The organism is Rhodococcus sp. WB9, assembly GCF_007558985.1.
Lineage (GTDB): Bacteria > Actinomycetota > Actinomycetes > Mycobacteriales > Mycobacteriaceae > Rhodococcus_F > Rhodococcus_F opacus.
Genome location: NZ_CP041769.1, coordinates 4,018,049 through 4,044,485, shown reverse-complemented (window position 1 = coordinate 4,044,485; position 26,437 = coordinate 4,018,049). Strand labels below are relative to the sequence as shown.

Sequence of the window (26,437 nt, the reverse complement as noted above, 5' to 3'; positions counted from 1 at the left end):
GCCGGGAGCGGCAGGCGTCAGAAGCGGGCCGGGAGGGGCCCCGGTGCTCATCGAGCAGCTGGACGGACCGGGCGCGTCCCGTGCCGACGTGGTCGGTGGGGCATCAACATCGCCACGGCCAGGCCGACGGTGGCGACGAGTGTCGCGGCCGCGCCGACCCCGACGAGCGGGGTTGCGAGCCAGGCGCCGAGCAGGACGACCAGGCCTGCGGTCAGTGCTCCCGACAACAGCGCCAGCACCAACCCGATGGGGTGGAGGTACAGGAACTCACCGGGTTCGTCGTCGGGCCGGTGACGGTCGTCGCGCAGCCGCGATGCAGTGGAGTGACATTCGAACATGAGGTCCTCGTTCCTTCGCCGACGGGTGGTTCCGATGTGTGCGTCGGCCTCTTCCACAACGGTGCGATAACGGAGCGCCCGATTCCAGGGCCGAAAGTCACTCCTGTCGATCTCTGCGGGAGGACGGCGAAGCATGGTGTGGCATCCGGCGTGCAGCGAAGCCGCGCCTCGATACCGGCAGATCGCAGAATGACATTGCAGGACAGGGCAACCCCTGCCAATGACCTTGTGCCCTAGGCTGTCCTCCCCGTGCGCGGAAGACTCGGAAACAGAAGGACGGTCCGAGGAGGCTGTGATGACCACTGATCAGGCACTGCGCTGGTGGCGGCTGGCGCCCTGGAGCCGAAATCCGCTCATGCGAGCCACGGACCGGTGCGACTCCGTCGTCGCGGCCGTCCTGATCACATTCGTCCTGATCGTGGTCCCGTTCGCCGCGGCGTTCGGAACCGTGACGTACACCGGCCTGAACGAACGGTCTCATGCCGAACTCCAGACCAGACATGCACAATCAGCCGTTCTCATCGATGATCCGCGACAAGTGGTGGTCGCCGACGCGCCCAGCCGCTCACCGGAAACGCAGGACCGTGCGACGGCTCAGTGGACTGCACCGGACGGCACCCTGCGCTCGACCGCCGTGGAAACCACACCCGGCACTCATAGCGGCGACACCGTTACCGTGTGGGTGGACACGAACGGCAACGTGGTCGACGAACCCCGGTCAGGGGTGCAGAACGCGGCGATCGCCGTGAGCGCGGCACTGACGGTCTGGGTCGCCGCGGCGGTCTGCTCCCTCCTGCTGTACTCAGGGGTGCGGTGGATGAACGGACGAAACCGGATGCGTCAGTGGGACCGAGAATGGAAGGATCTCGGCCGAACACCGGGATGGCCGGTCAGTTGACATCGTGATGCGCTGGCCCCGGACGGGCTACGCAGCCGCTAGCCCAGACTCACCGTGCACCCCGGCTCCAGTCGGACTATCTGGTCACGACACGAGATCTCGATCGCGCGTCGATTTCCGGCGCCCGCGCTGACCTGAACGCGTCGACCATTAATCGTCAGCCACAACTGGTGCCCGCGATAGACGATCGGAAACTCCAGCGCACCGAGCGCGTTCGGCCATTCCGGGCTGAAGACGAGTCGATCACCACGCGTTTCAAGTCCGGTGAAACAGCGCTGAAGCAGGTCGATGCTTCCCGCCATGGCTGCCAAGTGGATCCCCTCGGAAGTCGTACCTCCCTGGATGTCCGTGATGTCGGACGCGAGCACCTTTTCGAAGAATTCCATGGCCTTGTCACGATTGGCGCGGGCCAGCACCCAGGAATGCACCACCGCGCTCAGCGTCGAACCGTGCGAGGTCCGGGCGATGTAGTAATCGATGGTGCGCGGTATTGCCTCCGGTTCGAACTGATATCCGAGTCGCTCGAACAGATCTCGCAGTTCGTCGGCGGACAGCAGGTAGAACAGCATCAGAACGTCGGCCTGCTTCGACGCCCGGTACCGGTTGACGTCATCCCCCTCCGCCTCGAGGATGCGGTCGAGCCGTTGAATGTCGACGTACCGCTCCCGGTAGCCGGCCCAGTCCAGTTCCGCCAACTGTTCGTACCCCTCGAACTGACTGATCACCCGATCGTGGAAAGGAACGAACATTCGGCGGCTCACGTCCGCCCACCGCGCCATCTCGTGGGAATCCAAGCTCAGAGAGTCGACGAGATCGGACCGGTTCGGGGTCGGAATCGCATCGAGCGCCTCGATCGCCCGGAGGATCACCCACACGGCCATGACGTTGGTATACGCGTTGTTGTCGACTCCCTCGTGCGGTGCCTCGGGGTAGCCGGAATGAAACTCGTCCGGTCCCATCACTCCGCGGATCGTGTAGCGACCGCGGGTCCCCTCGTAGGAGGCGAGGCCGGCGAAGAATCGGGCTATCTCTACCAGCATCTCGGCGCCGAAATCGCTGAGAAATTCCAGATCCCCGGTGACCTGGTAGTAGTGCCACACGTTATAGGCGATCGCGATGCCGATGTGGTGTTGACGCCAACTCGGGTCCGGGAGCCAGCGACCGGACCGCGGGTTGAGATGCACTTGCTGGCTTTCCTCCCGGCCGTCGCTACCCGACTGCCACGGGAACATCGCGCCGCGGTAGCCGGCCGCCCGCGCAGCGCGGCGGGCCTCCGGCAAGCGACGGTACCGGTAGCGCAGCAACGACCGGGTCAAGGTCGGCACCCGCAGGTTCAGGACCGGGAAAACAAACAATTCGTCCCAGAAGACATGACCCCGATACGCCTCGCCGTGCAGTCCTCGGGCCGGCACACCGACGTCCAGGTCGGCAGTGTTCGGCGACACCGTCTGCAGCAGTTGCATCTGATGGAGCCTGGCGATGCGCAGGACGTCCTGGTAATCACCGAGGGTGATGCCGATACGGTCCCACAGGTGCTCCCAGGCCAGTACATGACCGTCCAGCACTTCCTCGAACCCGCCGATCGACGGCACCCAGCGTGCTGCTTCCTCGGCCGGCTCGGACAGCGCGTGATCGCGCCCCGTGAACACTGTCACCATCTTCTCGAACGTCACGGACTCACCCTCGCCGAGGTCTACCGTGATGTCGTGGCCTATGCGGCCGTCGCGGTCGAGCAGACGGTACGTGGACGCGCGGTGTCGGTCGTGGGGCGACAGCGTGGTTCGTGCCGCCATGGCCACGGGTATGCCCGATTGATTGGTCTGCACCGCCAGCAGGACGGAGTCCGCCGACAGCGCGCCGGAACGGAGTAGCACGAGATGTTCGGCGGCGAGATCACGGTACCGCTCGACGAGGGTGTTGCGCACCGAACCATCCAGAGCCGAACGCAATTCGAACGAGCCGGACCAGTTCTCCGCGATGATCGTCGTCTGCAGCGCACAGACGTGGGGTAAGTGCATGGCAACGAATCTCCGCTGGATGACCGACGTCGTGCGCCCGGCGTCGTCCCGGTACCGAAACCGGCGGGTGAGCACGGCGCGACGCAGATTGAGGTACTGGCGGTACTCGAGCAGGTCGACGGCATCGACGTCGAACCACGGCCCGCCCTCGATACGAAAGGTCGTCGTCAGCCAATTCGGTGCATTCACCATGCTTTCGTTCACGATCGCCATCCCGCCACGCTCGTCGCTCAAGCGGTTGTACACACCCGCGAGATACGTGCCCGGGTAGTGGACGGTGCCGGCGGTTGCTTCGGGGGCGCACCCGCGAGTGGCGAAGTAGCCGTTCCCCAGAGTGCAGATGGCCTCCCGTAGCTTCTCGGTCGCGGGTTCGTAACCGTCGAAGAACAGCATCCATGCATCGGCCGCGGACGCGGTCTCGGGGTCGCGGCCGAGAAGATCCCCCAGCCGCTGCAACAGTTCGCGAACCTGAGCCGGATCGTTCACGGCGAATCTTGCCGCCGACCGTCGATCCCCGATCTCACTGCTGCGGACCACGATCCCCACCCCGGTCGCCGACACGGCGTCGAATGCGTCCTCGTCGGTGAGATCGTCACCGACGTAGATCGGAAGCAGGGATCTCGCGTCGTGGATGTGCTCGAGGACCCAGTTCAGTGCGCGTCCCTTGTCCCAATCGACGTCGGGACGGAGTTCGACTACTTTGCGCCCACCGGTGACTCTGAGCCGGACCTCCCCGGACGTGGCGACGTCACGGACCGTGGCGACGACCTCGTCTATCCGGTCGGCGGCAACATTGCGATAGTGCACGGCGACGGTGTACTTCTTGGGCTCGATCAACACGCCCGGCACGTCGCGGAGGCGGTCGGTGAGCGCGCGGGTGGCGTGATGCAGTACCGGTACCGCGGCGAGAGCGTCAGGGTTCTCGTAGTACTGCCCCTGCGGCCCCGCCAACTCGAAGCCGTGGCTGCCCGCGTACCAGATCTCCGCCATGCCGACCCGTGCCTGCACATCCGCGAGGTCGCGTCCGCTGATCACGGCCACCGGGCATTCGCGTGTCAACCGGGCCAGCTCGGCGGCCACACCGTCGACCAGAACGGCCGCCGACGGATCGGACACGATATCCGAGAGGGTGCCGTCGAAGTCGAGAAACACAGCGGGCCGGCGGACACGGAGGAAGGCAGTGAGTTCGTGCCGAGACGTCAGCGCGTCCGGAATCTCGGACAACCGGAGATCGCCTGCGCGGACCTGGATCTCGGAGGTGTCGGCGACGACGACGTCTGCTCCACATCGACTCAGCCTGTCGGCGCGACGGTCGGGAGCGACCCCGATGACGAGAGCGAAGCCGCCACGACAGGCCGCGGCTGCCGTTGCGCCTGAGGTCGTGACGACCACCGCAGTGCCCGGACGCGCCCCCAGCCGATCGGCGGCGTCGGCCGGCGACGCGCCTGCGACCCGAACGGGAAACACCTCGGCGATCCCAGCGGAGTCGAGCATCGGCTGAACGTCGCGATCGGACGAGAAGATCGCTGTCGCCACCCCGAGACTCTGCAATCGACGGACGAGTGCCATCGTGGTGTCGGCCCCGGCGGACTCGGTCGTCACGACGTCGAGGTCGAGGATCACCGCATCGTGCCGACGCAGATCGATCGCAGTCTGTGCCATGGTCTCAGCTCCCGGGTGGCGAACGCGGTCGCAGTCACGGGGCCGATAAACGAGCCCGGGCGACGCGGAATATGCTACGCGGGAGTGGAACTGACCTGTTGGGCGAGTGTCCGGCCCCACTGCTCGGCGCGTGTCTCCTCGCCTTCCTCGAGCCGCGATTCCTTGTCGACGAGGAAACTCTCGGACTCGGCGACGAGATCGAACCCGCGCAGGCGCAGCTTTCGGCAGATACCTTTCGATGCTCGGCCGGTCAGGAGCGCAGGGCCGCCTGACCGAGTGTCGAAGGCCACCGCCTTCCCGTGGCTCGGGGGGAGCCCGTCGAGCCACTCGCGGAGGCCTTCGCTTTCCGCGTCGGGTTCCAAGGCCACGGTGCTGTCCGGTTTGTGGGCGGTCACGGCGGCCCCGTGGCGGGTCGACTCGCGACTCATCCCGTGGACGTGCGTGGGACCGCCGACGATCACGAGATCGTAACCGGACAAGTCTTCGTCGCCGACTCGGGCGACCGGGATCGCCGTCACAGCGCCCGCGGACTCGAGACCGCGGGAGATCGCCTCTGCCACGTGCCGGGTATTTCCGAACATCGATTCGTAGACCACAAGTGTTCGCATGTCGACTCCTTCTATGGGTGGTACCGCTCGGTCCAGGCGCTCCGTGCACGAGGATGTTCCGGCCGATGGTGTCAAGTCGACTGGTGTGCACCGAACATCACGCGTGCCCACCAGTCGGCCAGCGGACTCGGATCGGGCCAATCGATCCGATCGTCATCGGTATCCGGCGCGGATGGCTGTGTTTGTCTCGTCGTCGACCGACTTCCCTGTCGACGATGGTGAGGTGGGGGATTCATGGCGAACTCCGAGGTGTCGTGTCACTTCGGATTCAACCAACGATGTCGCCCACCGAGTAGGGTCTACCGTCACTTTCCGGGACGTTGCACGCCCCTGCCGCGTGCGCAGGCGTCGGGCACCGCCGCGTTGCAGGCAGATGACCTATGCCTCTACCGGCGCCGTTGCCGCGTCTGGGACCGTGACGGTGACCGGAGGAGTTGAGAATATGAGCGTTCTCGCGCAACGAAAGTCCATCGTCGTCGGTGTCGACGGTTCGGAACGAGCGATGAGAGCCGCTGTGTGGGCAGCGGCGGTCGCTCAGCGGAAGTCCGTGCCACTGCGAGTGGCTCACGTCCTGCCGAGTCCGGGATACCACTACAGCGAAGCCGCGCTTCTCTTCCAGAACGAGTTCGCCCAGGAAGTCGAGAAGTCTGCCCACGAGATCCTGGATCGGGCCGAACGGCACGTGAAGAGCGCGTTCCCCGACGTCACGGTCTCGTGCAGCACCCATCCCGGCCCTGCGGGACCGGCACTCGCAGGATTGAGCGCGCACGCCGAGATGGTGGTGGTGGGTTCCACCGGTGCGGGGGCGCTGGAAACGCTCGTCACCGGCTCCACCGTCATGCAGGTGGTCAACCGTGCGCACTGTCCGGTTACCGTGTTCCGATCGGAGGCACCGTCCCCGGTGCCCGACCACCGTCCTGTCGTCGTCGGAGTCGACGGCAGCGAACTGAGCTCACTCGCCATCACCACGGCCGTCGAATTCGCCACGTTCTTCGAGGTACCGCTCCTCGCGGTGCACGGCTGGGGCGCCGGCGACCTCTCGGAGCGCCCTGCCGCCCTGCCGATGGTGAACTGGGCCGTCGTCGAAGAAGAACAATCCGTTCTGATGGCGGAAAATCTCGCCGGCTGGCGCGAGAAGTGTCCGGATCTGCAACTGACCACCGTCGTCGAACAGGCCCATCCGGCCGAGCTGATCCTCGAATATGCCCGCGACGCGCAGCTGGTCGTCGTCGGCAGCCACGGCCACAACCGTCTGGCCGGCGCGTTTCTGGGATCGACCAGTCAGAATTTGCTTCATCACGTCGCCTGCCCGATCACGATCTGCCGCCGGGCGAGCTAGACCCACAGCTGCGGCACCACGCTTACAGTCGCCGAGCGATCGATTCTGCCTGCGCGCCCAGTTTCGCCAGCCGCAGGTCGGCGAGCGGGGTCAGTGCACCGCCCATCCTGTTCGTCACGAACGCCACCGACAGCCCCGTCTCAGGGTCCGCGAACGCACCGGAACCACCGAGTCCGTAGTGGCCGAATGCGTGTGGATACTGATTGCGGCTGGCGACGAACGCCGCGTGATAGCCCAGGCGCCAGTTCATCCGGATACCGAGCACATAGTCGCGTGCCGTCGTCTGCACCTCACCGATCTGCGCGAGAGTTTCCTCGGTCAGGAACCTCCTGCCGCCCACCATGCCCTTGTTCGCGATCGCCGCATACATGCGGGCGAGGGCGCGGGCACTGAAGACACCGTTCCAGCCGGGCATCACGTAGTCGTGAATGGCCGGATTGCGGACCAGTTCGTCGAACCCCTCCGGCATGCCTGCGTGTGCGATGTTCCGCAGCACAGGCAAGCACGACAGAGCAAAGGACGCAGTCTCCCAGGGCACCCCGAACGGAGTGATGCGAGGGAAGGACTTCGCGATGCGGTGACGTTCCTCCGCGGGAACCTGGAACCAGAACTCGCGGATTCCGAGGGGTTCGGCGATCTCGGTGCGGACCAGGTCGGTGAACGACGAGCCGCTCGCCCGAGTGGTGAGTTCCGCGACCAGTGATCCGAACGTGACGGCGTGATAGCCCGGCATGACGGCGCGGCGGCGATCCGGTGCCGCGGATGCGAGGGCACCGACGACGCTGTCGTGGTCGAACAGGGCCGACGGCCCCGGTACCAGTCCGCGCACACGGTGCAGCCCGGCCCGGTGGGTCAGCAGCTCCCGTACCGTCACCAACTCCTTGCCGGCACTCGCGAACTCCGGCCAATACGTGGCAACGGGTGCGTCGTAGTCGATCAGCCCGCGGTCCACCAGCCGGTGGAGCACCGTGCTCGCCACACCCTTGCCGGTGGAAAAGGACACCGACACGGTGTCGGATTGCCAGCGCGTGTCGCGCGCCGCCCATCCCGACCAGATGTCGACCACGGGCTCACCGTGCAGGTAGAGCGCGAGGGCGCCACCCCCGTCGGTGGGCTGCCCGAACAGTCGGAAGAACTGACCGGCCAGCTCACCGAACCGAGGATCGACGAGCATCATGCTGGGCGTGGGCAGGTCCGGACGCGCCACCGTACGCTTGCGGGCCGGCGGATTTCCTGCGGCGAGTTCGCGAGGGTTCGTCATGGTGTGCACGTCTTCTATCCTTCGGCGGTCGCCCGATGCCACCACCAATGCTTGTATACAACGCCGGATACGGCGCCCTGATTCCGCCGGGCGAAAACCACCGGAAACGGCCGAAAGACCCTGTGAACGACCCCTCGCACGGTTGGACACTGGTAGTACGGCGGAGCGACCTGGACACACACCGCCGAACAGACCGGAGGAGGCCGCCCCGTGATGTACGACAACGATTTCGGCGGTTGGGGGTATGCACTGATGTTCACCGGGATGGCGCTGTTCTGGGGCCTACTGATCGTGGGGATCATCCTGCTGATCCGTTATGTGAGTCATCCGTTCCCGGCACCGCCCGGCGGGGCACCGCTTCGCAGTGCCGAGGCGGTCCTTGCCGAGCGGTTCGCACGCGGCGAGATCGACGAGCAGGAATACCGGAGTCGCCTCTCCATTCTGCGCGCCGGGACGACACCCTGACATGAGAGCACGTCGAAGGAGGTGACCGTGATGGATGCGATGCCGATGTTCCACATGTTCATGATGTGGCTGCACAGCATGGGTGTTCTACCACCCATGCACATGATGCCGATGTGACTCCGTGGCCCGCCGGGAACCACAGGGATCGAGTCCCCGGCGGCAACCCCGAGCCCATCGACCCAGACCGACCGCAGATCCGAGCACGAGCGAGTTGACCGACGTGAGCACGACGCATCAGCGATACATGACCCAGACCGACTTCATGTCGTGGCGGATGGAGGAAGATCCGATCCTCCGTTCGACCATTGTGGCGGTCGCGCTACTCGACCGCAGTCCGGATCAGAGCCTATTCGTCGACATGATGCGGAGGGCGGTCGACCTGGTACCCCTCTTCCGGCGGGCGGCGATCGAGGCCCCGATAGGCTTGGCGCCGCCGAGGTGGGCAGACGATCCGGATTTCGATCTCAGCTGGCACCTGCGCCGCTACACCCTTCCCGAACCCCGAACATGGGACGGGGTTCTCGACTTCGCCCGGACCGCCGAGATGACCGCGTTCGACAAGCGCCGTCCGCTCTGGGAGTTCACCGTTCTCGACGGATTACACGACGGCAGGTCCGCCCTCGTGATGAAGGTGCATCACTCTCTCACCGACGGTGTCAGTGGAATGCAGATTGCCCGGGAGATCGTGGATTTCACCCGCGACGGGGGGGCACGGCCGGACCGGACCGAGCAACGGACCGCCACGCCGGACGGTGCATCGCCTGACCCGCCGGGCCGCCTCTCCTGGTACCGGGACACGGCCACGGACGTGGCCCGTCGGGCATCGAACACGCTCGGCCGCAACGGTGTTCGACTGTTTCGGACTCCGAGGACCGCCTGGCGCGACGCAGTCGCCCTGGCCGGCTCCACACTGCGCCTCACGCGTCCCGTGGTCTCCACACTGTCCCCGGTGATGACGAAACGCAGCACGCGGCGTCACTGCGCGGTGCTCGACGTGCCGGTAGACGCACTCGCTCAGGCGGCCGCGGCGGGTGCCTGTTCCCTCAACGACGCGTTTCTCGCTGCTGTCCTGCTGGGAATGGCGAAGTACCACCGACTGCACGGCGCCGAGATCAGTGAACTGCGGATGACGCTGCCGATCAGCCTGCGTGCCGAGACGGACCCGATGGGAGGCAACCGCATCACCCTGGCACGTTTTGCACTACCCACCGACGTCGACGACCCCGCCGAGTTGATGCGCCGGGTGCACGCCACCGTGGATGCCTGGCGCCACGAGTCCGCGATTCCGCTGTCACCGACGATCGCCGGCGCCTTGAACCTGCTTCCTGCCTCGACACTCGGAAACATGCTCAAACACGTCGACTTCGTCGCCTCGAACGTCGTCGGATCGCCGGTGCCACTGTTCATCGCCGGGTCGGAGATTCTGCACTACTACGCGTTCAGCCCCACACTCGGATCGGCGTTCAACGTCACCTTGATGTCCTACACCTCACGATGCTGTGTCGGGATCAACGCCGACGCCGATGCCGTCCCGGATCTCGCCGCCTTGACCGATTCGATAGCCGACGGGTTTCGCTCCGTCCTCGGGCTGTGCGCGAAGACAACCGATACGAGGGTGGTCGTGGCCTCGTGATCGCGGCACACCCAATACCCGAGAACCACATCGAGGGCGCGACACCGCGTCCACACCGAACGGAGGCCGATGAACATGAACGAGAAGAAGTGGTCCGTGGAGATCGTCATCGACGAACACGACGCCGACGAGGGCGGATCCAAGACCCGGGCACAGGCCCGGCTCCGAACCCGCGATACCCACACCCTCGTCGGGGTCGGGCTCGCACGCCGGAATCCCGCGGACACCGAGATCCCTGAGATCGGGGACGAACTGGCCACGGCACGTGCGTTGGCCGACCTTGCCCACCAATTGATCGAGCTCACCGCCGCCGATGTGGAAGCGGCCACTCACAGCAGCGTTCACCTCACCGAATAACCGGGCCCGCCGGGGTGGGCTTCGACGCGAACCGAGGAAAGGCCGAACGGCCCTGGTTCCGGGGTGATGCGCCTGGCTCAATGGACGAAGGGCCCACACCCGCCGGGTCGGCAAAGGAGTGAGCGCATGGATGGGCAACCGACCGTCCACCCCGATGCGAGTGTTCTGGATCGCGGCGGCCTCGACCAACTGATCGAGACACTCCGCGCCCGCGGCTATTGCGTCGTCGGTCCCACCGTCGAGGACTCGGCCATCGTTCTCGCCGAACTCGAATCCGGCGCGCAGCTGCCGTCCGGCTGGGGTGTGACGACCGGACCCGGGACGTATCGGCTGCGTCGGCGGGACGACGCCGCGGTCTTCGGCCACTCGGCCGGCCCGCAGTCGTGGAAACGCTTCCTCCATCCGCCACGGCAGCAGCAGTGGTCCGTTGACCGGGACGGTGCCTTCATCGCACCGGCATCCGACGAGCGGCCCTACGCATTCGTGGGGGTCCGAGGCTGTGATCTCGCGGCGATCGCGGTCCTGCGGCGGGTGCTGTGCCCGGACCCCGATTCCGACAGCACCACCGCCCGCAGGTTCCGGCAACTGTTCATCGTGGCCGCCCACTGCACCGAACCCGGAGGTGTGTGTTTCTGCGCCTCGATGGGGACCGGACCGGCGGCCGGGCCCGGATACGACCTGGCACTGACCGAGCGCATCGACGACAACGGTCACCGCTTCGTCGTCGAGGCCGGCACCGAATCCGGTGCCGCCGTCCTCGCCGAGGTCGCCCACCGCACCGCCGCGACCGCAGAGGTCGACGAGGCCCGGTACGCCGTGAGCACCGCAGCCGGCCGGATGGGACGGGCAATGCCCGAGGTGGATCTTCATGCCCTGCTCCGCGACGCGCGCGGAGCCGACGTCTGGGAGGACGTCGCCAGCCGGTGCCTGACCTGTGGAAACTGCACCATGGTGTGCCCTACTTGTTTCTGCACCACCAGTGAGGACGTCACCGATCTGACCGGCGAGCACGCCGAGCGCTGGCAGCACTGGTCGTCGTGTTTCGAACCCGATTTCAGCCACGTCCACGGCGGGAACGTCCGGACGTCAGGGGAGAGTCGGTACCGGCAGTGGATGTCCCACAAACTCGGCACGTGGTTCGACCAGTTCGGCAGCTCCGGGTGCGTGGGATGCGGACGGTGCATCGACTGGTGCCCAGTCGGTATCGACATCACCGAAGAGGCCGCACGGCTCGTCCAGCTCATGCCGGCGTATCGGCCGGAGGACGACCGGGAGCAACGGTGAACGCCGACGAAGCGCCGCTGCCCCCTGCCCTCGGCCACCTCGGCCACGGGCACCGGCTGCGGCTCGCAGAACTCAGCACACCGGTTCGATTCACCGCGGGGGAATTCGTCTTCCGCGAGAACGAGCCGGCGACCCGGTGCTGGCTGCTCGGTACCGGTAGTGTCGTCCTGACCACGCTGGTACCCGGCCGCGGCACCGTCGCACTCGAAACCCTGCACGGCGGTGACGTTCTCGGCTGGTCCTGGCTCGGCACCCGGCAGCTGTGGCAGTTCGATGCACAGGCCACCACGACCACCGACGCCGCGGAAGTGGACGTCGCCGCGCTCGAGCAGATGGCGCTCTCCCAACCCGACTTCGGATACGCCGTCACCCGCGCATTGTCCGGGGTGCTGATCGCCCGACTGCAGTCCACCCGCGCCCGCCTGCTCGATCTCTACGCGAACCGAGGGGAACGGTGACTGTCGTGCCGGCCGACCGCATGCTGCCGACCGGATACCGGGTCGTGTCCCGTTCGGTGGAGACACGCGACTCGGTCACCATGACCCTCGTCCCGGCCTCTGAACCTCCGATGCCGCTCCCGCGGTTCACCCCCGGCCAGTTCATGATGCTGTACGCCCACGGGGTCGGCGAGGTCGCCATCTCGGTGTCCGGAGACCCCTCCCGAACCGATGGGACCCTCGTCCACACGATCCGCGACGTCGGGGCCGTGAGCCGGGCACTCCACGACGCCCCGCTCGGCACGATCATCGGCGTGCGGGGCCCCTTCGGGCAGGGCTGGAACCTGCCGGCCGGCTCGGACCGCGACGTCGTGATCGTCGCCGGGGGAGTGGGGTTGGCGCCTCTGCGCCCCGTGGTGCTCGCCGCACTGGCCGCGCGGGAGAAGTTCCGCCGACTCACTCTCGTCGTCGGCGCGCGCAGCCCCGCCGACATCCTCTACCGCAGCGAACTCGCGGCATGGCAGGCCCGCACCGACCTCACCGTGGAGTTGACGATCGACCAGCCGATCGCGGGATGGACGGGAGGCGTCGGATTCGTCACCGAATCCCTCCACCGGGTGGATGTCGACCCCGAACACACCACCGCACTGTTGTGCGGGCCGGAGCCGATGATGCGGTTCTGCGCCCGGGCGTTGACGGACCACCGGGTGAGTCCGCGCGACATTCAAGTGTCCGTGGAACGGAACATGCAATGCGGCGTCGGGGCCTGCGGACACTGCCAGCTCGGCGAACTGCTGCTGTGCCGGGACGGTCCCGTCGTCGACTACGCCACCGCCGAACCACTCCTACGGGTACCGGAGTTGTGATGAGCGCACCACCGACCACCAAGCCGAAACTCGCCGTGTGGAAGTTCGCCTCCTGCGACGGCTGTCAACTGACGTTGCTCGACTGCGAAGACGAGTTACTCGCGCTGTCCGAGGCCGTGGAGATCTCCCACTTCCTGGAGTTGTCGAACACGATCACCGCGGGCCCGTACGATCTGTCGCTGGTCGAGGGGTCGATCACCACGGCCGCCGACCGGGACCGCATCCGCGCGGTGCGGGCGCAGTCCCGGTTTCTCGTCACCATCGGGGCCTGCGCGACGGCCGGCGGCATCCAAGCGTTACGCAACTTCGCCGACATCGACGACTTCCTGTCGGTGGTCTACGCGAGGCCTGAGTACATCGACACCCTCGCCACCTCGACCGCGATCTCGGCGCACGTCCCCGTCGACTTCGAGCTGCGCGGTTGCCCGATCGACCGGCGTCAGCTCCTCGAGGTCATCACCGCGTACCTGGCGGGCCGGCGACCGAACATCCCCGACACCAGCGTGTGCACCGAGTGCAAGCGGCGCGGACTGACGTGTGTGATGGTCGCCGATGGAACACCGTGCCTCGGCCCGGTGACCCACTCCGGGTGCGGGGCGCTGTGTCCGTCGGTCTCCCGCGGGTGCTACGGCTGCTTCGGTCCCACCACCGACCCGAATCTCGCCGCGATGAGCGGTTGGCTGCGCACGTGCGGGATGAACGCGGACGCCATCGGCCGCATCTTCGCCACGTTCAACGTGGCGGCGTACGGATCGGAAGGGCACGACCGTGGCGCCCCGGAATAGGGAACTGACCGTGCGCGCCCTCGCCAGGGTCGAGGGTGAGGGCCGAGTCGACGTAACCGTGCGCGAGGGGAGAGCCGAACGCGTCGAACTCAACATCTACGAGCCGCCCCGCTTCTTCGAATCCTTCCTCCGCGGCCGCCACTTTCTCGAACCCCCGGACATCACCTCGCGTATCTGCGGTATCTGCCCGGTCGCCTACCAGGTGAGCGCATGCAATGCCATCGAGCAGGCATGCGAACTCGAACTCGACGACGCGGTGAGGGATCTGCGGCGACTTCTCTACTGCGGCGAGTGGATTGCCAGTCACGTGCTGCACATCTACTTCCTGCACGCACCCGACTTTCTGGGGCTCCCGGATTCGATTGCCCTCGCCCGGCGCGATCGGGAGGCCGTCGAGCGGGGCCTGTCGTTGAAGAAGGCCGGAAACGCGATCCTCGATGTGATCGGTGGCAGACCGATCCACCCGGTCAACGTCCGAATCGGTGGGTTCCACCGGATGCCGACCACAGCCGAACTGATTCCCCTGTCCGACCAACTGCGCACGGCACTCGATCACGCCGTGGCCACCGTCCGATGGGTGTCGTCCTTCGACTTCCCCGACGTGGAACTCGACCACGACCTCCTCGCACTTCACGACGACTCCCGCTACGCGATCGACGACGGCGAGATCTGGTCGTCGACTGGATTGCGTTGCACCGCTGACGAATTCCCGAAACACGTGGTCGAGCGTCAGGTGCCGCACTCGACCGCACTCCATGCCGAGCTCGACGGCCGCCGCTACCTCACCGGACCACTGGCTCGATACTCACTCAATTCGTCGCAGCTTTCCGGAGTATCGGCGCAGACCGCCGCCGACGCCGGGCTGGGCGCGCAGTGCCGGAACCCGTACCGTAGCATCGTCGTCCGCGCCGTCGAGGTCGTCTACGCCGTCGAGGAAGCCTTGCGGATCATCGACCGCTACGAGCGGCCTGCGGAGCCGTTCACCGCCGGGCCACCGATACGCACGGTCGGGCACGGGGTCAGCGAGGCACCCCGTGGACTGCTGTATCACCGATACGAGTTCGATCCCACCGGATTGATCCGCGCCGCCACCATCATTCCTCCGACCTCGCAGAATCAGGCTGCCATCGAACACGATCTACGGCGCGCGGTGGACGGGAATCTCATGCTGGCCGATGACGATCTGACAACTCTGTGCGAACGAACCATCCGCAACTACGATCCGTGCATCTCCTGCGCCACCCACTTTCTGACCCTCACGGTCGACCGCCGATGACCGTCGTGGTGATCGGGCTGGGAAACGATCTCCGCCGCGACGACGGGATCGGCCCGGCGGTTGCGCGGCAGGTCGCGGACCACGTCGCCCCGGACGTGTACGTGTCGGTGTCCGATGGGGACCCGGCCACTCTGCTCGAAGCGTGGACCGGTGCGCAGCTGGCCGTCATCGTGGACGCCGTCGTATGCGACCCGCCTCGACCCGGCACCGTCTATCGGCTCACTCCGGACGAACTCGGCGACGTTCGGGCGGGGACGTTCAGCACCCACGGAATCGCGCTCGACCAGACAATCCGCCTCGGCGCCGTGCTCGATCGGCTGCCCCACAGAATGATCGTCCTGGCGGTGGAGGTCGCTGATCTGGGCGGTGGCCGCGGGCTCTCACCCGCGGTGGGTCGAGCTGTCGACACGGCGGTGTCGGCGGTGCTGTCGGTGATCGGTGAGCCCTCCGACCGAATGGCCTGACCGTGCGCAGGTGTCGCCGGAATCGTCAACGAGCGGAGTGGCGGCGGCCGATCGAGAACACCGACTCGACGGGGCGTCGCGGAGTCTGCCGTGGCGGAGACTTCTTCTCAGTCGTGCCTACCCGAATCAGGGCCTGCGGGAAGCCGCGGTCGGGGAGTAGTCCGCGGATCATCTCCCGGCTCTGACGGAGTTCGGTCGTGTGCGTCAAGGGACACGTCGCGAGACCGCCGACGGTAGCCTCCAGCAGCACCGCGGACAGGGCCTCACCGGCCCGGAGCCACGCACCGCGGCCGTCGGTGTCGGTGCTCAACACGAGAACCGTCGAGCGGTCGATCGCCGTTCTCGCGTCATTGTCGCGGCCTGCCGGGAAGCGACGTCCGATGTCGACGCGGTCACGGTTCTCCGCGGTTGCGAGGGAATCCGACGGTATTCCACCCTGAGGAATGGAATGACCAGCCCACCAGTGGAGTTCGGCCTGGTAGGCGGAGTCGTATTTCCGTGCGGCCGCGGTCAGCTCCGTCGCCTTCGCGAGTGTCGGACGAGCGTCCTGTCCCAGCACCGTCAGGTGGACGTCCATGCCCCGCGCCATATCGGTCAATGCCGCGGGCAGCGGGGTTTTCACGCTGACCGGGCCGAAGGGCCTGCGGTCGGAATATCGGTGCCGGATCGCTGCAAGCAGATCGAAGTCGTGCGACTGAGGCCGGGCGTCGTGGCGGAACCGAATCGTCGCCAGATGCCCCGAGTGTGGACCCTCCGGGACGCGCCGAATGTCGACGGACCATTTGAGCCCGGTCAATGCCGTCTGGAGATGATTCAGCGCCGCACCACAACTGACGACCAATTGCCGGCCCGACGGGTCGGTGGAAGCCAAGAGCCGGCCGCGTTCGGTGTAGAGGTCGAGCTGCCCGTCGGCGTACGTCCACTGCCACGGCTGACTGTTGTGTACCGACGGTGCCCGGCAGGCGAGGTCCACGGCAATGCGGACGACGTTCTCGTCGGGAATGGTGGTGTCCACGATCGCCTCCTCGGTGAATCGCACTCCGCCCAGACCCGGGTCGGACAGTCGGTGCGTTCACCTCAGTGTTCGCCTTCTGGGTGGCCTGGGGTTAGGGCCGATGGTCACTGCCGGACACCTGCCGACGATTCGGGCCGGAAGACCCTACTGACGGCAACTGCCCGCTGTAAGCCTGAGAAGATGTCCAGCGACATCGCCATTCGCACGGTCGGCCTCACCAAGCGGTTCGGCTCCGTGCTCGCCCTGGACGCGGTGGACCTGAATATTGTCGAGGGTGAGGTCTTCGGTTATCTCGGCCCCAATGGCGCCGGAAAGTCGACCACGCTGCGTCTGCTCGTCGGCTTGCTGCGTCCGACTGCGGGATCGGCCCAGTTGTTCGGTCTCGACGCATGGTCGGCGGCGCCGGCGGTTCATCGTCTGATCGGCTATGTCCCCGGTGAATTGGCACTGTACGACCGCATGACCGGCCGCCAGCACATCACGTACTTCGGACACCTGCGTGGCAAGCCGGGCGACAAAGCGGCGACAGTTTTCGCCGATCGGCTCGATCTCGACCTCGACCGAACCGTCCGGACGATGTCGAAAGGAAACCGCCAGAAGCTCGCGTTGGTCCTCGCGCTCATGTCCGGCCCGCAGTTGCTCATTCTCGACGAACCTACCGGCGGCCTCGATCCGCTCGTGCAACACGAGTTCCATGCGATCGTTCGCGAGCACACCGCATCCGGCGGAACGGTGTTGCTGTCGTCTCACGTACTCAGCGAAGTTCAGCAAGTAGCCGACCGCGTCGGTGTACTGCGGGAGGGTCGCCTCATCGCCGTCGAGAGTCTTCACGAGCTACGCCAGAAGTCGCTGCACCATGTCACCGCCGAATGTGCGACGCCGATCGTGGAATCGGACTTCCGCGAAGTGGCCGGCCTCCGCGACCTCACCGTCGCGGGCACGTCGCTCACGTGCAGTGCACCGCAGTCCGCGTTGGACGCCCTGATTCGTCGGATCTCGCAATTCCGCATCGTCGACTTCGAGTGCGCCGAGGCCGACCTCGAGGAGACATTCATGGCGTTCTACGAGAGTCGAGACCGACATGCTGCGTAGCGTGCTCACCAAGACGTTGTACGATCAGCGCCGCGCGTTCCCTGCATGGGTCGTCGGGCTCGCGCTGTTGGTGGCGATGTACGTGGCAATCTGGCCCAGTGTTCGCGACCAGCCGTCGATGAATCAGTTCCTCGACGAAATGCCCGAGGCGTTTCGTGCCCTGTTCGCGATGTCCGGGGCCGACATGTCTACCCCGGTCGGATACATCGAGATCGAACTGCTGTCGTTCATGGGTCCATTGCTGCTTCTGATCTATGCCGTCGGAACGGGCGCGGCGGCGGTCGCCGGAGAGGAGGAGCGGGGAACGCTCGATCAGTTGCTCGTCACGCCCCTGAGCCGTTGGCGGATCCTGACGGAGAAATTCGGTGCCCTCGCCGTGGGCACCGTGGCACTGTCGGCGGTCATGGGACTCGCCCTGCTCGGGGAGGGGATACTCGCCGACATGGATCTGCCGGTGGGAAACGTCGCGGCGGCAATGACTCACCTGGCGCTTCTGGCGCTGGTCTTCGGCGCACTCGCATTCGCGATCGGCGCCGTCACCGGCCGCCCCGCACTGAGTCGTTCGGTTCCTGCCGTGACCGCGATACTGGCATATGTGCTCAACGGGCTCGGGCCTGTGGTGTCGTGGTTGGCGCCGTGGCAACGATATTCACCGTTCTATCAGTACGCCGGCCATGATCCGTTGCGCCATGGGTTCTCGTTCGCGGCAGCATCCGTCTCCTTGCTCACCATTGCAGTGTTGCTCGGAGTCGCGCTCGTGGGGTTCGCCCAGCGCGATGTGGTGAGATAACCGTGACCGACGCGAGGACACCTTCTCTCGAGCCGGTTGTCGTCGGAGTCGACGGCTCGACGGCAGCGAGAGCTGCGGCGCGCTGGGCCGCCGCGGTCGCGGAGAAGCAGGGAACAACGTTGCACCTGGTTCGCGTGCTGACCCCACCCCCCGTCTTCTACACAGAGCCCAGGCCCCTGCCGTCGGAAGACGAGGACCGCATCGCAGCGGAAACGTTCCTGGCCGGTGCGTTGCGCGGCATCAGGGCCGACCGGCGTGCCCTCGCCGTGGAGTGTTCCCTGCCTACCGGGTCGACGGCGGCTGACATCCTGTTGCCGTTGGCGGACTCAGCGTCGATGGTGGTGATCGGGTCGACGGCACGAGGCCCGGTGGAGGGGTATCTGAATGCGACGGCGCTGCGACTCGCCCATCACTCACCGTGCCCGGTCGTGGTGTGGCGGGGAGCCGAAGAGCACGCGATTCCCGACCGACGCGCGGTCGTCGTCGGTGTGGACGGCAGCCGGTGCAGTGTCGCCGCCGTGGCCGACGCCTTCCAATTCGCCGGGCGATTCGACGCGCCGCTGATCGCGGTGCATTCGTGGAGGTCGGATTTTCCACACGATACCGAGAACGACGCGGTCGGGGTCGGGGCATGCCGACGGGAAGGGGCAGTTCTGGCGGAAAGTCTCGCCGGCTGGGTCGAGCGATATCCCGACGTGGTCGTGCGAGAGATTGTCGAGTCCGGTGGTGCAGGTGAGGTATTGCTCCGCTGGTGTGAGGACGCGCAACTTCTCGTCGTCGGAAGCCATGGGCACGGCGCGCTCGGCCGTGCGATCCTCGGGTCGACGAGCCAGGACATGCTTCACCGGGCCCGCTGTCCGGTCATGATCAGCAAGGTTCCCCGAAACACCGGTACGGCTCATGATCGCGCCACGGAGTTCGGCGACCGTGGACATCGCTGAGTTCCACGCCTACGGCTACGCCGCCGCCCTGCTGATCGGGCTCGGGCTGGGAATCGAGCGGGAACACGCGGCCCGGACCCCACCCGACGGTGCGGACCCGGGGTCTTGGGAGTTGCCCGGCGCACGTACCTTTCCGCTCATAGCCCTCGCCGGCGCCATCGCAGCGCACCTCGGCACCGCCGTGGTCACGGCGGCTTTCGTGGGGATCGCGGCCCTCGTCGTGGGGTGGTACTGGGTACGCACCCATATCCCGCCGCGACCGGACGTCGGGACCACCACCGCGTTCGCCGCCCTGGTGGCCTTCCTGCTCGGTGCCCTCGCCTGGCACTATCCGTCACTCGCCGTTGCGCTCGGCGTGATCGTGCTCGTCCTCCTCTCCGTCAAATACCCCATGCACGAATTCGCGGAGCACATGATCGACGAACGCGACATCACGGACTTCTGCGTACTGCTCGCGATCGGCTTCCTCGTCCTCCCCCTGCTACCAGACCGTGACGTCGGGCCCTACGGCGCGTTGAACCCTGCGACGATCGGGCGACTGGTGCTCATGCTGAGCCTGATCGGCTGGGTGGGCTATGTAGCCACCCGGATCCTCGGCCCACGCTGGGGACTGCTGATCGTCGGCTTCGGCGGCGGGTTCGTCTCCGGCGCTGCGACCACCGCCGTCATGGCGCGGACAGCGCGCCGAGAACGGGATTCGCCGGATGCTTTACCTGCGGCACTGATCGTGAATCTGTCCACCATCCTGCTCGTCGTCGGTATCACCTGGGTCGTCAACTCCGAGGTGTCGGCACAGCTGGCACTGATACTCGGCGGAGCTGCCGCACTCGTCGTCGCGGAGACCGCCGTTCTCGTGCTCCGGGGCTCGCGCGACCGGTCGTCGGGCAGCCGCGCCCAGGGGACACAGCCGGCCACGGGTTTGCTCGACCGCCCGATCTCGGTTCCGGCAACACTCTCACTGGCAGGAATTTTGCTCGTCCTCCTCGTCCTGACGAAGGGCGCCGCGGACAGCTTCGGAGGTGGCGGTGTGGTCGCTGCATCGGCTGTCGGCGGATTGGCCGATGCCCATTCCTCGTCGCTCGCCGCAGCGTCCGCGGCGGGTGCCGAGATCACCGTCGACACCGCGACCGTGGCGGCAGTTGTCGCCGTCGGAACGAACCTGCTCACCAAACTGGTCCTCGCCGCCGTTGCCGGTTCGTTCCGGTTCGCCGTGACGCTGGCGGCGTGGCTGGCCCCACCGGTCGCTTTGACAGCCGCGACCGTGTGGGTCGTGCTCATCCAGTGATCAGCCGCAGATGCGCTGGTCGGACCGTGCCGTCTCCGCCGGACGGTGTCGATGACCTACGGCCCTAGAGCCACCGAGCCGCGAGCACAACACTCGAAGCCAGGACAAGCAGGAGACACACGATGACCGGCGGAGCACCCACCACACACACGGACACACTGTGAACACGCGGGAGCTGCCCGTGGTACCCGACCGACGTACCGTCGAATCAGCTGTGGCGCTGGCGTGCCGCGCGCCGTCGCTGCACAACAGCCAACCGTGGCGTTGGGTGATGGGCACTACCTTGCGGTTGTACAGCGATCCCGACCGGCTGCTGCCCGCCACCGATGGCTTTGGCCGTCAGATGGTGATCTCCTGCGGTGCGGCCTTGAATCACCTCGACTACGCATTCACGGCGAATCGCTGGCGTCCTGTGATCGAGCGGCTGCCGCGTTCTTCCGACCGGCAACTCCTGTCGACGATCGGCTTCGTCCCGGCTCCGACACCGACAGATTTCGTCGCCCGAATGGCGGCGGCGATCGAACGAAGGCGAACCGAACGACTGCCACTGGACGCACCGTCCGCGTGGACGGAGACACTCGAGCAGCTGGTGCGAATCATTGCAGGAACAGGCGTCGAACTCGAAGACCTCGGCGAGCGAAGCCGTCCCGCACTCGAGGACGCATCACGCCGGATGACCGGTCTACGGCACGACGACCCCACCTACCAAGCCGAACTGCGGTGGTGGTCGGGGCGCGGACTGTTCCCCGACGGAGTGCCGGAGCAGGCGCGTCCGTCCGACTCGCAGCAGCACTCGGTGCACCTCTCACGAGAGTTTCCACCCGGCCGCGCGAGCACACCCGACGGCAGCCCGTCGGAAGACCGCGCCGCGATCCTCCTGCTCTCCACATCCACGGATTCGAGACTTGATTGGCTACGGAGCGGCGAAGCACTCTCCGCCGTTCTGCTCGCCTGCACGAACCGCGGACTCGCCACCTGCCCCGTCACCCATCTGACCGAACGCGCCGCGACACGGACAATGCTGCGGGAGCTGTCTTCCGGGGACGGGATGCCGCAGGTTCTGATCCGGGTGGGAGCGGGCACCGGGGTGGGGGAACCGTCGCCCACACCCAGACGCCCGTTATCGGAAGTCCTGGTTCGAGAACGGCCGGCGCCGGGAAACCTGTCCGGTGAGTAGGGGAGGGCTGCCACCCCTGGCAATACGACGAGCGTCAACCCAACGATGCGACGCAGATCGATGACACGAATGCGGCTCGGGCAGCGAGCGGAATCGACGAGGAGGTCACCATGGTCGATCCGGGGATCGTTGTGGGAGTGGACGGATCCCGGTCGTCGCTGGATGCGGTGCGGTGGGCCGCACGTGAGGCTGGAGTGCGCGGGGCGCCGCTACTGTTGTTGTCCTGCATCACGTACCGCGGTGCACAAGATGGGCCGCGACTCGCTGAAATCCTCCACGCGCGAGCCGAGCGGGACCTTGCCGAAGCACTCGAGACCGCCCGAGCCGGATCCGCAGACGCAGACATCGACATTCGGGCCGAAGTGTCCCATCAGAACGCCCCGGGATCACTCGTCGACCGATCCGCCGGCGCAATAATGGTCGTACTCGGCAGACGCGGACTCGGCGAGTTCACCGACGGGCTGATCGGCTCCGTGACCTCGGCCGTGGCGCGTCATGCGCAGTGCCCGGTAGCAGTGATCGACGGCTGGTCGAGAGTCGCGGACGGCACGGGACCCGTCGTCGTCGGCGTCGACGGATCTCCGAGCAGTGCACGGGCCGTCGGTCTGGCGTTCGAGGAGTGTTCCCTCCACAACACGGAACTGATCGCACTGCACGCGTGGTCCGACCAGGACCTGTCGATACTCCCCGTCGGTGAAGAGCAGACCATGGAGCGGTCAGTGCTCGAAGCCGGCGTCGCCGAATGGTGTGAACGATTCCCCGAGGTCCGGGTGCGACAGACCCTCGTTCGGGACCGACCGGTTCGCCACCTCCTCGAAATGGCCGACGAAGCCCAGATGATCGTCGTCGGCAGCCGCGGACGGGGCGGCTTCTCCGGGATGACGCTCGGCTCGACCAGCGCAGCCTTGGTGCACATAACCCCGTGTCCCCTCTTGATCGCCGGACCGATCCGACCAGAGCGATGACCTTGGGCCCTACATCGGCATCTGTCCCGGCGCGACACTCGAAGGAGCAATCGCAGGAGGTCGTCATGATCGGGGAACAGACACTGGTATCGCGGATGTGGCGATTGGGGCCGTGGAGCGGGAACAGACTGATGCGGGGAAGCTATCGCCTCGAATCCTCGGTCTTCCTCGTCGTCGTCGCCCTGGTGCTGATCTTGGTTCCCCTCGCCGCAGCCTTCGGAACCGTTACTCACACACGCCTCGACGACCAATCCCGCGCCGACCGCGAAAACCGGCATCAGATCGCGGCACTGCTCCTCGAGGACCCAACTGTGAACCTGGCGGATACCACCCCGGCAACGGGTGCCACGGGACAGGCACAGGCCCGGTGGGCAGTGGATGGAACCACACGCACCGGGCAGGTACTGACCGCGCCGGAAGCGAAGGCGGGACAAACGATCAGCATGTGGATCGACCCGGCCGGCAAGATCGTCGATCCGCCGAAGACAGGCACCGAGAACGCGTTCGAGGCCGTGGGCGCCGCACTCGCACTGTGGACAATGGGTGCGACGATCTGTCTCACGATGTTGATCGGAATTCGCTGGGCAGGAACGAGATACCGGATGTCACAGTGGGACCGCGAGTGGAGGAACCTCGGAAAGGCCCCCGGGTGGCCGGTCAGCTGACGCCCATTGACGTCGAACACAAGAAGACGACGACGATTTCCGAATGATGAGGCCAGAGCCAGTGGACGACAACTTGAGCTTCCTGGACGCGGGTTTTCTCGAGACGGAGGACTCCGACCCACACGCGAGCCTGACGATCGGTGCTCTCGCCATCATGGAGGGCCCCGTTCCCGGGCAGGACGAATTTCGTGACACAGTCGCCGCACGTTTCGCGAAGCTCCCGCACGCCCGAGACAGGGTTCACACGGTCCCACTCGACTTCAGCTCACCCTCCTGGTCACCGGATCCGCATTTCGACCTCGGCCATCATCTGCGACGGGTCGCCGTCCCGGAACCAGGGGAGGAGGAGTCCCTGTTCGGTTTCGTCGCCCGAGTCATGGCGCACCGACTCGACCGTGACCGCCCCTTGTGGGAATGCTGGGTCGTCGAAGGCCTCACCGACGACCGCTGGGCCATACTGACCAAGATTCATCACTGCATGGCGGACGGGATCACCGGAACCAAACTGTTCGAGGCCATGTGCGACGAAGTCGTGACCGAAACGTCGGGGACCGCAGAGCCCGACACCGACGCCGAGCCCGTACCGACCGTCGGTACACGCCTCGAGAGCGTCGAGAGCCTGGTCCGCTCGACGATCGAGTTCCTGTCCCCGGTGCGGCAACTCCGGCTCGTCTCGGCGGCACTGGCAATTCCACGTCGGCTGACGGCCGCCGGTATCAGCGTCGCAACCGGCCTCACCCACCTGCTGTCCGAGATACTGACCTCATCCACTGATACTTCGCTGATCGGACCGATCGGTCGCCAGCGCCGCTACTGCGCCGCGCGAGTCAGGATGCATGACGTTCGCGAAATCTGCGCCACGTACCAGGTCACCGTGAACGACGTCGCACTCGCGGCGATCACCACCGGACTACGGCAGCTGCTCCTGAAACGGGGCGAGCGTCCCGAACCCCACACGGTCCGCACGCTCGTTCCCGTGTCCGTCCGCTCCGCAACCGAGGAACATGCGATCCACAATCAGGTCTCGCTCATGCTGCCCTTTCTGCCAGTCGACATCGAAGACCCGGTCGAGCAGTTGGTCGCCGTCCACGAACGCCTCACGACGCACAAGGCGAGCAAGGAAGCGGAAGGGGGCAAGGCGTTCACCGCGGTGGCCCAGTACGGGCCGTTCATGCCCATGGCCTGGGCCGTTCGACTCGCAACCCGGTTTCCTCAGCACAGTGTCGTCGCCGTCGCAACCAACGTCCCCGGTCCGAAAGCCACACGACACGTGATGGGCCGCACGATCCTGGAGATCTTTCCGTACGTGCCGATCGCGCTGCGGCTGCGGATCGGGATCGCGATCCTCAGCTACAGCGACCATCTCGCCTTCGGTCTCACCGGGGACTACGACACCACACCGGACCTCACCGACCTCTCCGACTCGATCGAACGCGGTGTCCTGACCCTCCTCGCCTCGTCGCGCGCGGCTGACGCAGCCTCCGAATGATGGCCGACGACCGTCGCGAGCAACTCGGCTCGGGCGACCTGATCACGCTCGTCTCGGACGTCGGACCGGTACCCATGAACCTCGGCGCGATACTTTTCGTTGCCGGTGAAGGTGACGTGGACGCGGCGACCGTCGAGGCCACGTTCACACGACGGCTCACCAGCATTCGGCGCCTGCAGCAGCGCCTGGCCACGCCACGGTGGGGCCCGGGACGGCCGTACTGGGTCGACGACTCCGATGTCGACGTCCACGCCCATGTGTCCCGAGTGCGGTGCCCGAGCCCGGGGGACCGTGACGCTGCGCTGGCAATCGCGCTGGACGCGGTGACCCGGCCGCTGCCCCGGTCGCGACCGTTGTGGCGGGCGGTCGTCGTCACCGGTCTCATCGACGATCACACCGGTCTGGTGCTGGTGCTGCATCACGTCGTGGCCGACGGAATCGGTGGCCTCGCCGTGCTCGCGCGCCTGGTCGACGGCGCGGACGCGACTGGACCGGCCGCCGATAACGAGAACCCGCCGTCGGCGGCCCCGCCTCGGGGCCGGTTCGTCGACGGCGTTTGCGAACGGTGCCGCACGCTGCGCCGAGTTCCGCGCAGGATTGCTCGTATACGAGGCGGCTGGGCCGAACTCGGTCGTGGTCGCGGCGGGTGGGCTCCGCGGTGTTCCCTGAACGCTGCCACCGGCCCCCGTCGCAGGGTAGTGACCGTCGACGTCGGTCTCGACGGTGTCCGGGCAGCGGGGCGGAGGTCGGGGGCCACCGTCAACGATGTTCTGTTGGTCGCCGTCACTGGGGCATTGGCCGAACTCCTACGTGAGCGGATGGAGTTTCCGCAGGAGCTGGTGGTGTCGGTGCCCGTCTCGGCCCGGAGTTCGGCAACGAGTGGGCACCTGGGGAACCAGGTCGGTGTAATGCCGGTACGTGTACCGCTGGTAGGAAGTTTCCAGGAACGGCTGACCACTGTTTCGGGCGTCACCCGCGTTCAGAAGATGCGAACCCGAGGTACGTCCTCCGCACTGATCGGACCACTTTTCCGGATCCTGGCCGCGCTGCGGTTGTTTCGGTGGTTCGTCGACCGTCAGCGACTCGTCAACTCGTTCCTGACGAACCTCCCGGGTCCCCCTGGGCAAGTCGTCATCGCCGGGGCACCGATCACAGGCATCACCCCGATCACCGTCACCGCGGGGAACGTCGGCGTCGCGTTCGCGGCACTATCCTATGCGGGCACGCTGACAATAACGATCATCGTCGACCCCGACGTCGTACCCGAGGTCCGCGAGCTCGCCGCAGCTCTGCACGAACAATTCCGGGCCGCCATCGAGTGACGAGC

The 26,437-nt window shown here is 66.5% G+C and carries 25 protein-coding genes; 20 read left to right on the top strand and 5 right to left on the bottom strand.

All coding sequences use genetic code 11. The annotated features are described in order from the left end of the window. Positions 1–47: 47 nt before the first annotated feature. Positions 48–338: a hypothetical protein gene (locus FND50_RS18715; protein WP_144286665.1), complete on the bottom strand. Its 291-nt coding sequence runs from the start codon at positions 336–338 to the stop codon at positions 48–50. A 295-nt stretch (positions 339–633) separates the two neighbouring features. On the opposite strand from FND50_RS18715, the gene FND50_RS18710 reads away from it, so the two are divergent. After that, positions 634–1,236, top strand: coding sequence for a hypothetical protein (locus FND50_RS18710; RefSeq protein WP_043793847.1), 603 nt, complete (start codon positions 634–636; stop codon positions 1,234–1,236). A 38-nt stretch (positions 1,237–1,274) separates the two neighbouring features. On the opposite strand, the gene otsB is transcribed toward FND50_RS18710, so the two are convergent. Continuing rightward, a complete protein-coding gene (gene otsB, locus FND50_RS18705; RefSeq protein ID WP_144286664.1) occupies positions 1,275–4,916 on the bottom strand; it encodes a trehalose-phosphatase in 3,642 nt (1,213 codons plus the stop codon). 74 nt (positions 4,917–4,990) lie between these two features. Next, the gene (locus tag FND50_RS18700; RefSeq protein WP_144286663.1) at positions 4,991–5,524 is read right to left on the bottom strand and encodes a flavodoxin domain-containing protein; all 534 of its coding nucleotides are present in this window, start codon (positions 5,522–5,524) and stop codon (positions 4,991–4,993) included. A gap of 442 nt (positions 5,525–5,966) precedes the next feature. Here FND50_RS18700 and FND50_RS18695 point away from each other — a divergent pair, with 442 nt between their 5' ends. Further along, positions 5,967–6,863: a universal stress protein gene (locus tag FND50_RS18695; protein WP_144286662.1), complete on the top strand. Its 897-nt coding sequence runs from the start codon at positions 5,967–5,969 to the stop codon at positions 6,861–6,863. 22 nt (positions 6,864–6,885) lie between these two features. Here the strand turns inward: FND50_RS18695 and FND50_RS18690 are convergent, their stop codons facing one another. Further along, positions 6,886–8,124, bottom strand: coding sequence for a serine hydrolase domain-containing protein (locus tag FND50_RS18690; RefSeq protein ID WP_144289104.1), 1,239 nt, complete (start codon positions 8,122–8,124; stop codon positions 6,886–6,888). 213 nt (positions 8,125–8,337) lie between these two features. On the opposite strand from FND50_RS18690, the gene FND50_RS18685 reads away from it, so the two are divergent. The 9 genes from FND50_RS18685 to FND50_RS18645 all read left to right on the top strand — a co-directional run bounded on the left by FND50_RS18685 (position 8,338) and on the right by FND50_RS18645 (position 15,691). Then, a complete protein-coding gene (locus FND50_RS18685; RefSeq protein WP_144289103.1) occupies positions 8,338–8,589 on the top strand; it encodes an SHOCT domain-containing protein in 252 nt (83 codons plus the stop codon). A 211-nt stretch (positions 8,590–8,800) separates the two neighbouring features. Beyond that, positions 8,801–10,222 carry a wax ester/triacylglycerol synthase domain-containing protein gene (locus tag FND50_RS18680; protein ID WP_144286661.1) on the top strand — a complete coding sequence of 474 codons (1,422 nt, stop codon included), beginning with the start codon at positions 8,801–8,803 and terminating at the stop codon, positions 10,220–10,222. 69 nt (positions 10,223–10,291) lie between these two features. Next, positions 10,292–10,579: a DUF1876 domain-containing protein gene (locus FND50_RS18675; protein ID WP_005257904.1), complete on the top strand. Its 288-nt coding sequence runs from the start codon at positions 10,292–10,294 to the stop codon at positions 10,577–10,579. 126 nt (positions 10,580–10,705) lie between these two features. Continuing rightward, entirely contained in the window at positions 10,706–11,863 is a 1,158-nt protein-coding gene (locus FND50_RS18670; protein ID WP_144286660.1) for a 4Fe-4S dicluster domain-containing protein, read from the top strand. Next, positions 11,860–12,321 carry a cyclic nucleotide-binding domain-containing protein gene (locus FND50_RS18665; RefSeq protein ID WP_144286659.1) on the top strand — a complete coding sequence of 154 codons (462 nt, stop codon included), beginning with the start codon at positions 11,860–11,862 and terminating at the stop codon, positions 12,319–12,321. The genes FND50_RS18670 and FND50_RS18665 overlap by 4 nt, the downstream gene beginning before the upstream one ends. Then, positions 12,318–13,166 (top strand): FAD/NAD(P)-binding protein, encoded by an 849-nt coding sequence (locus FND50_RS18660; protein WP_144286658.1) that lies wholly within the window; start codon positions 12,318–12,320, stop codon positions 13,164–13,166. The genes FND50_RS18665 and FND50_RS18660 overlap by 4 nt, the downstream gene beginning before the upstream one ends. Continuing rightward, a complete protein-coding gene (locus tag FND50_RS18655; protein WP_144286657.1) occupies positions 13,166–13,951 on the top strand; it encodes an oxidoreductase in 786 nt (261 codons plus the stop codon). The genes FND50_RS18660 and FND50_RS18655 overlap by 1 nt, the downstream gene beginning before the upstream one ends. Then, positions 13,935–15,227 (top strand): Ni/Fe hydrogenase subunit alpha, encoded by a 1,293-nt coding sequence (locus FND50_RS18650; protein ID WP_144286656.1) that lies wholly within the window; start codon positions 13,935–13,937, stop codon positions 15,225–15,227. The genes FND50_RS18655 and FND50_RS18650 overlap by 17 nt, the downstream gene beginning before the upstream one ends. After that, on the top strand, positions 15,224–15,691 hold the full coding sequence (locus FND50_RS18645; RefSeq protein ID WP_144286655.1) for a hydrogenase maturation protease: 468 nt from the start codon (positions 15,224–15,226) through the stop codon (positions 15,689–15,691). The genes FND50_RS18650 and FND50_RS18645 overlap by 4 nt, the downstream gene beginning before the upstream one ends. A gap of 25 nt (positions 15,692–15,716) precedes the next feature. Here the strand turns inward: FND50_RS18645 and FND50_RS18640 are convergent, their stop codons facing one another. Further along, complete coding sequence (locus FND50_RS18640) at positions 15,717–16,730, bottom strand: Acg family FMN-binding oxidoreductase (protein ID WP_144286654.1); 1,014 nt, start codon at positions 16,728–16,730, stop codon at positions 15,717–15,719. A gap of 156 nt (positions 16,731–16,886) precedes the next feature. Here FND50_RS18640 and FND50_RS18635 point away from each other — a divergent pair, with 156 nt between their 5' ends. The 9 genes from FND50_RS18635 to FND50_RS18595 all read left to right on the top strand — a co-directional run bounded on the left by FND50_RS18635 (position 16,887) and on the right by FND50_RS18595 (position 26,432). Beyond that, positions 16,887–17,798, top strand: coding sequence for an ABC transporter ATP-binding protein (locus tag FND50_RS18635; RefSeq protein ID WP_144286653.1), 912 nt, complete (start codon positions 16,887–16,889; stop codon positions 17,796–17,798). Next, a complete protein-coding gene (locus tag FND50_RS18630) occupies positions 17,788–18,588 on the top strand; it encodes an ABC transporter permease subunit (protein WP_144286652.1) in 801 nt (266 codons plus the stop codon). The genes FND50_RS18635 and FND50_RS18630 overlap by 11 nt, the downstream gene beginning before the upstream one ends. Before the next feature lie 2 nt (positions 18,589–18,590). Continuing rightward, positions 18,591–19,529: a universal stress protein gene (locus FND50_RS18625; RefSeq protein ID WP_144286651.1), complete on the top strand. Its 939-nt coding sequence runs from the start codon at positions 18,591–18,593 to the stop codon at positions 19,527–19,529. Further along, positions 19,516–20,814: a DUF4010 domain-containing protein gene (locus tag FND50_RS18620; protein ID WP_144286650.1), complete on the top strand. Its 1,299-nt coding sequence runs from the start codon at positions 19,516–19,518 to the stop codon at positions 20,812–20,814. Before FND50_RS18625 ends, FND50_RS18620 begins: the two co-directional genes overlap by 14 nt. 160 nt (positions 20,815–20,974) lie before the next feature. Then, on the top strand, positions 20,975–21,991 hold the full coding sequence (locus FND50_RS18615; protein WP_186301079.1) for an Acg family FMN-binding oxidoreductase: 1,017 nt from the start codon (positions 20,975–20,977) through the stop codon (positions 21,989–21,991). 110 nt (positions 21,992–22,101) lie between these two features. Further along, positions 22,102–22,956, top strand: coding sequence for a universal stress protein (locus tag FND50_RS18610; protein WP_144286649.1), 855 nt, complete (start codon positions 22,102–22,104; stop codon positions 22,954–22,956). A 65-nt stretch (positions 22,957–23,021) separates the two neighbouring features. Next, on the top strand, positions 23,022–23,621 hold the full coding sequence (locus FND50_RS18605) for a hypothetical protein (protein WP_144286648.1): 600 nt from the start codon (positions 23,022–23,024) through the stop codon (positions 23,619–23,621). A 61-nt stretch (positions 23,622–23,682) separates the two neighbouring features. Next, positions 23,683–25,110 (top strand): wax ester/triacylglycerol synthase family O-acyltransferase, encoded by a 1,428-nt coding sequence (locus FND50_RS18600; RefSeq protein WP_144286647.1) that lies wholly within the window; start codon positions 23,683–23,685, stop codon positions 25,108–25,110. Next, positions 25,107–26,432, top strand: coding sequence for a wax ester/triacylglycerol synthase domain-containing protein (locus FND50_RS18595; RefSeq protein WP_144286646.1), 1,326 nt, complete (start codon positions 25,107–25,109; stop codon positions 26,430–26,432). Before FND50_RS18600 ends, FND50_RS18595 begins: the two co-directional genes overlap by 4 nt. Positions 26,433–26,437: the final 5 nt, after the last annotated feature.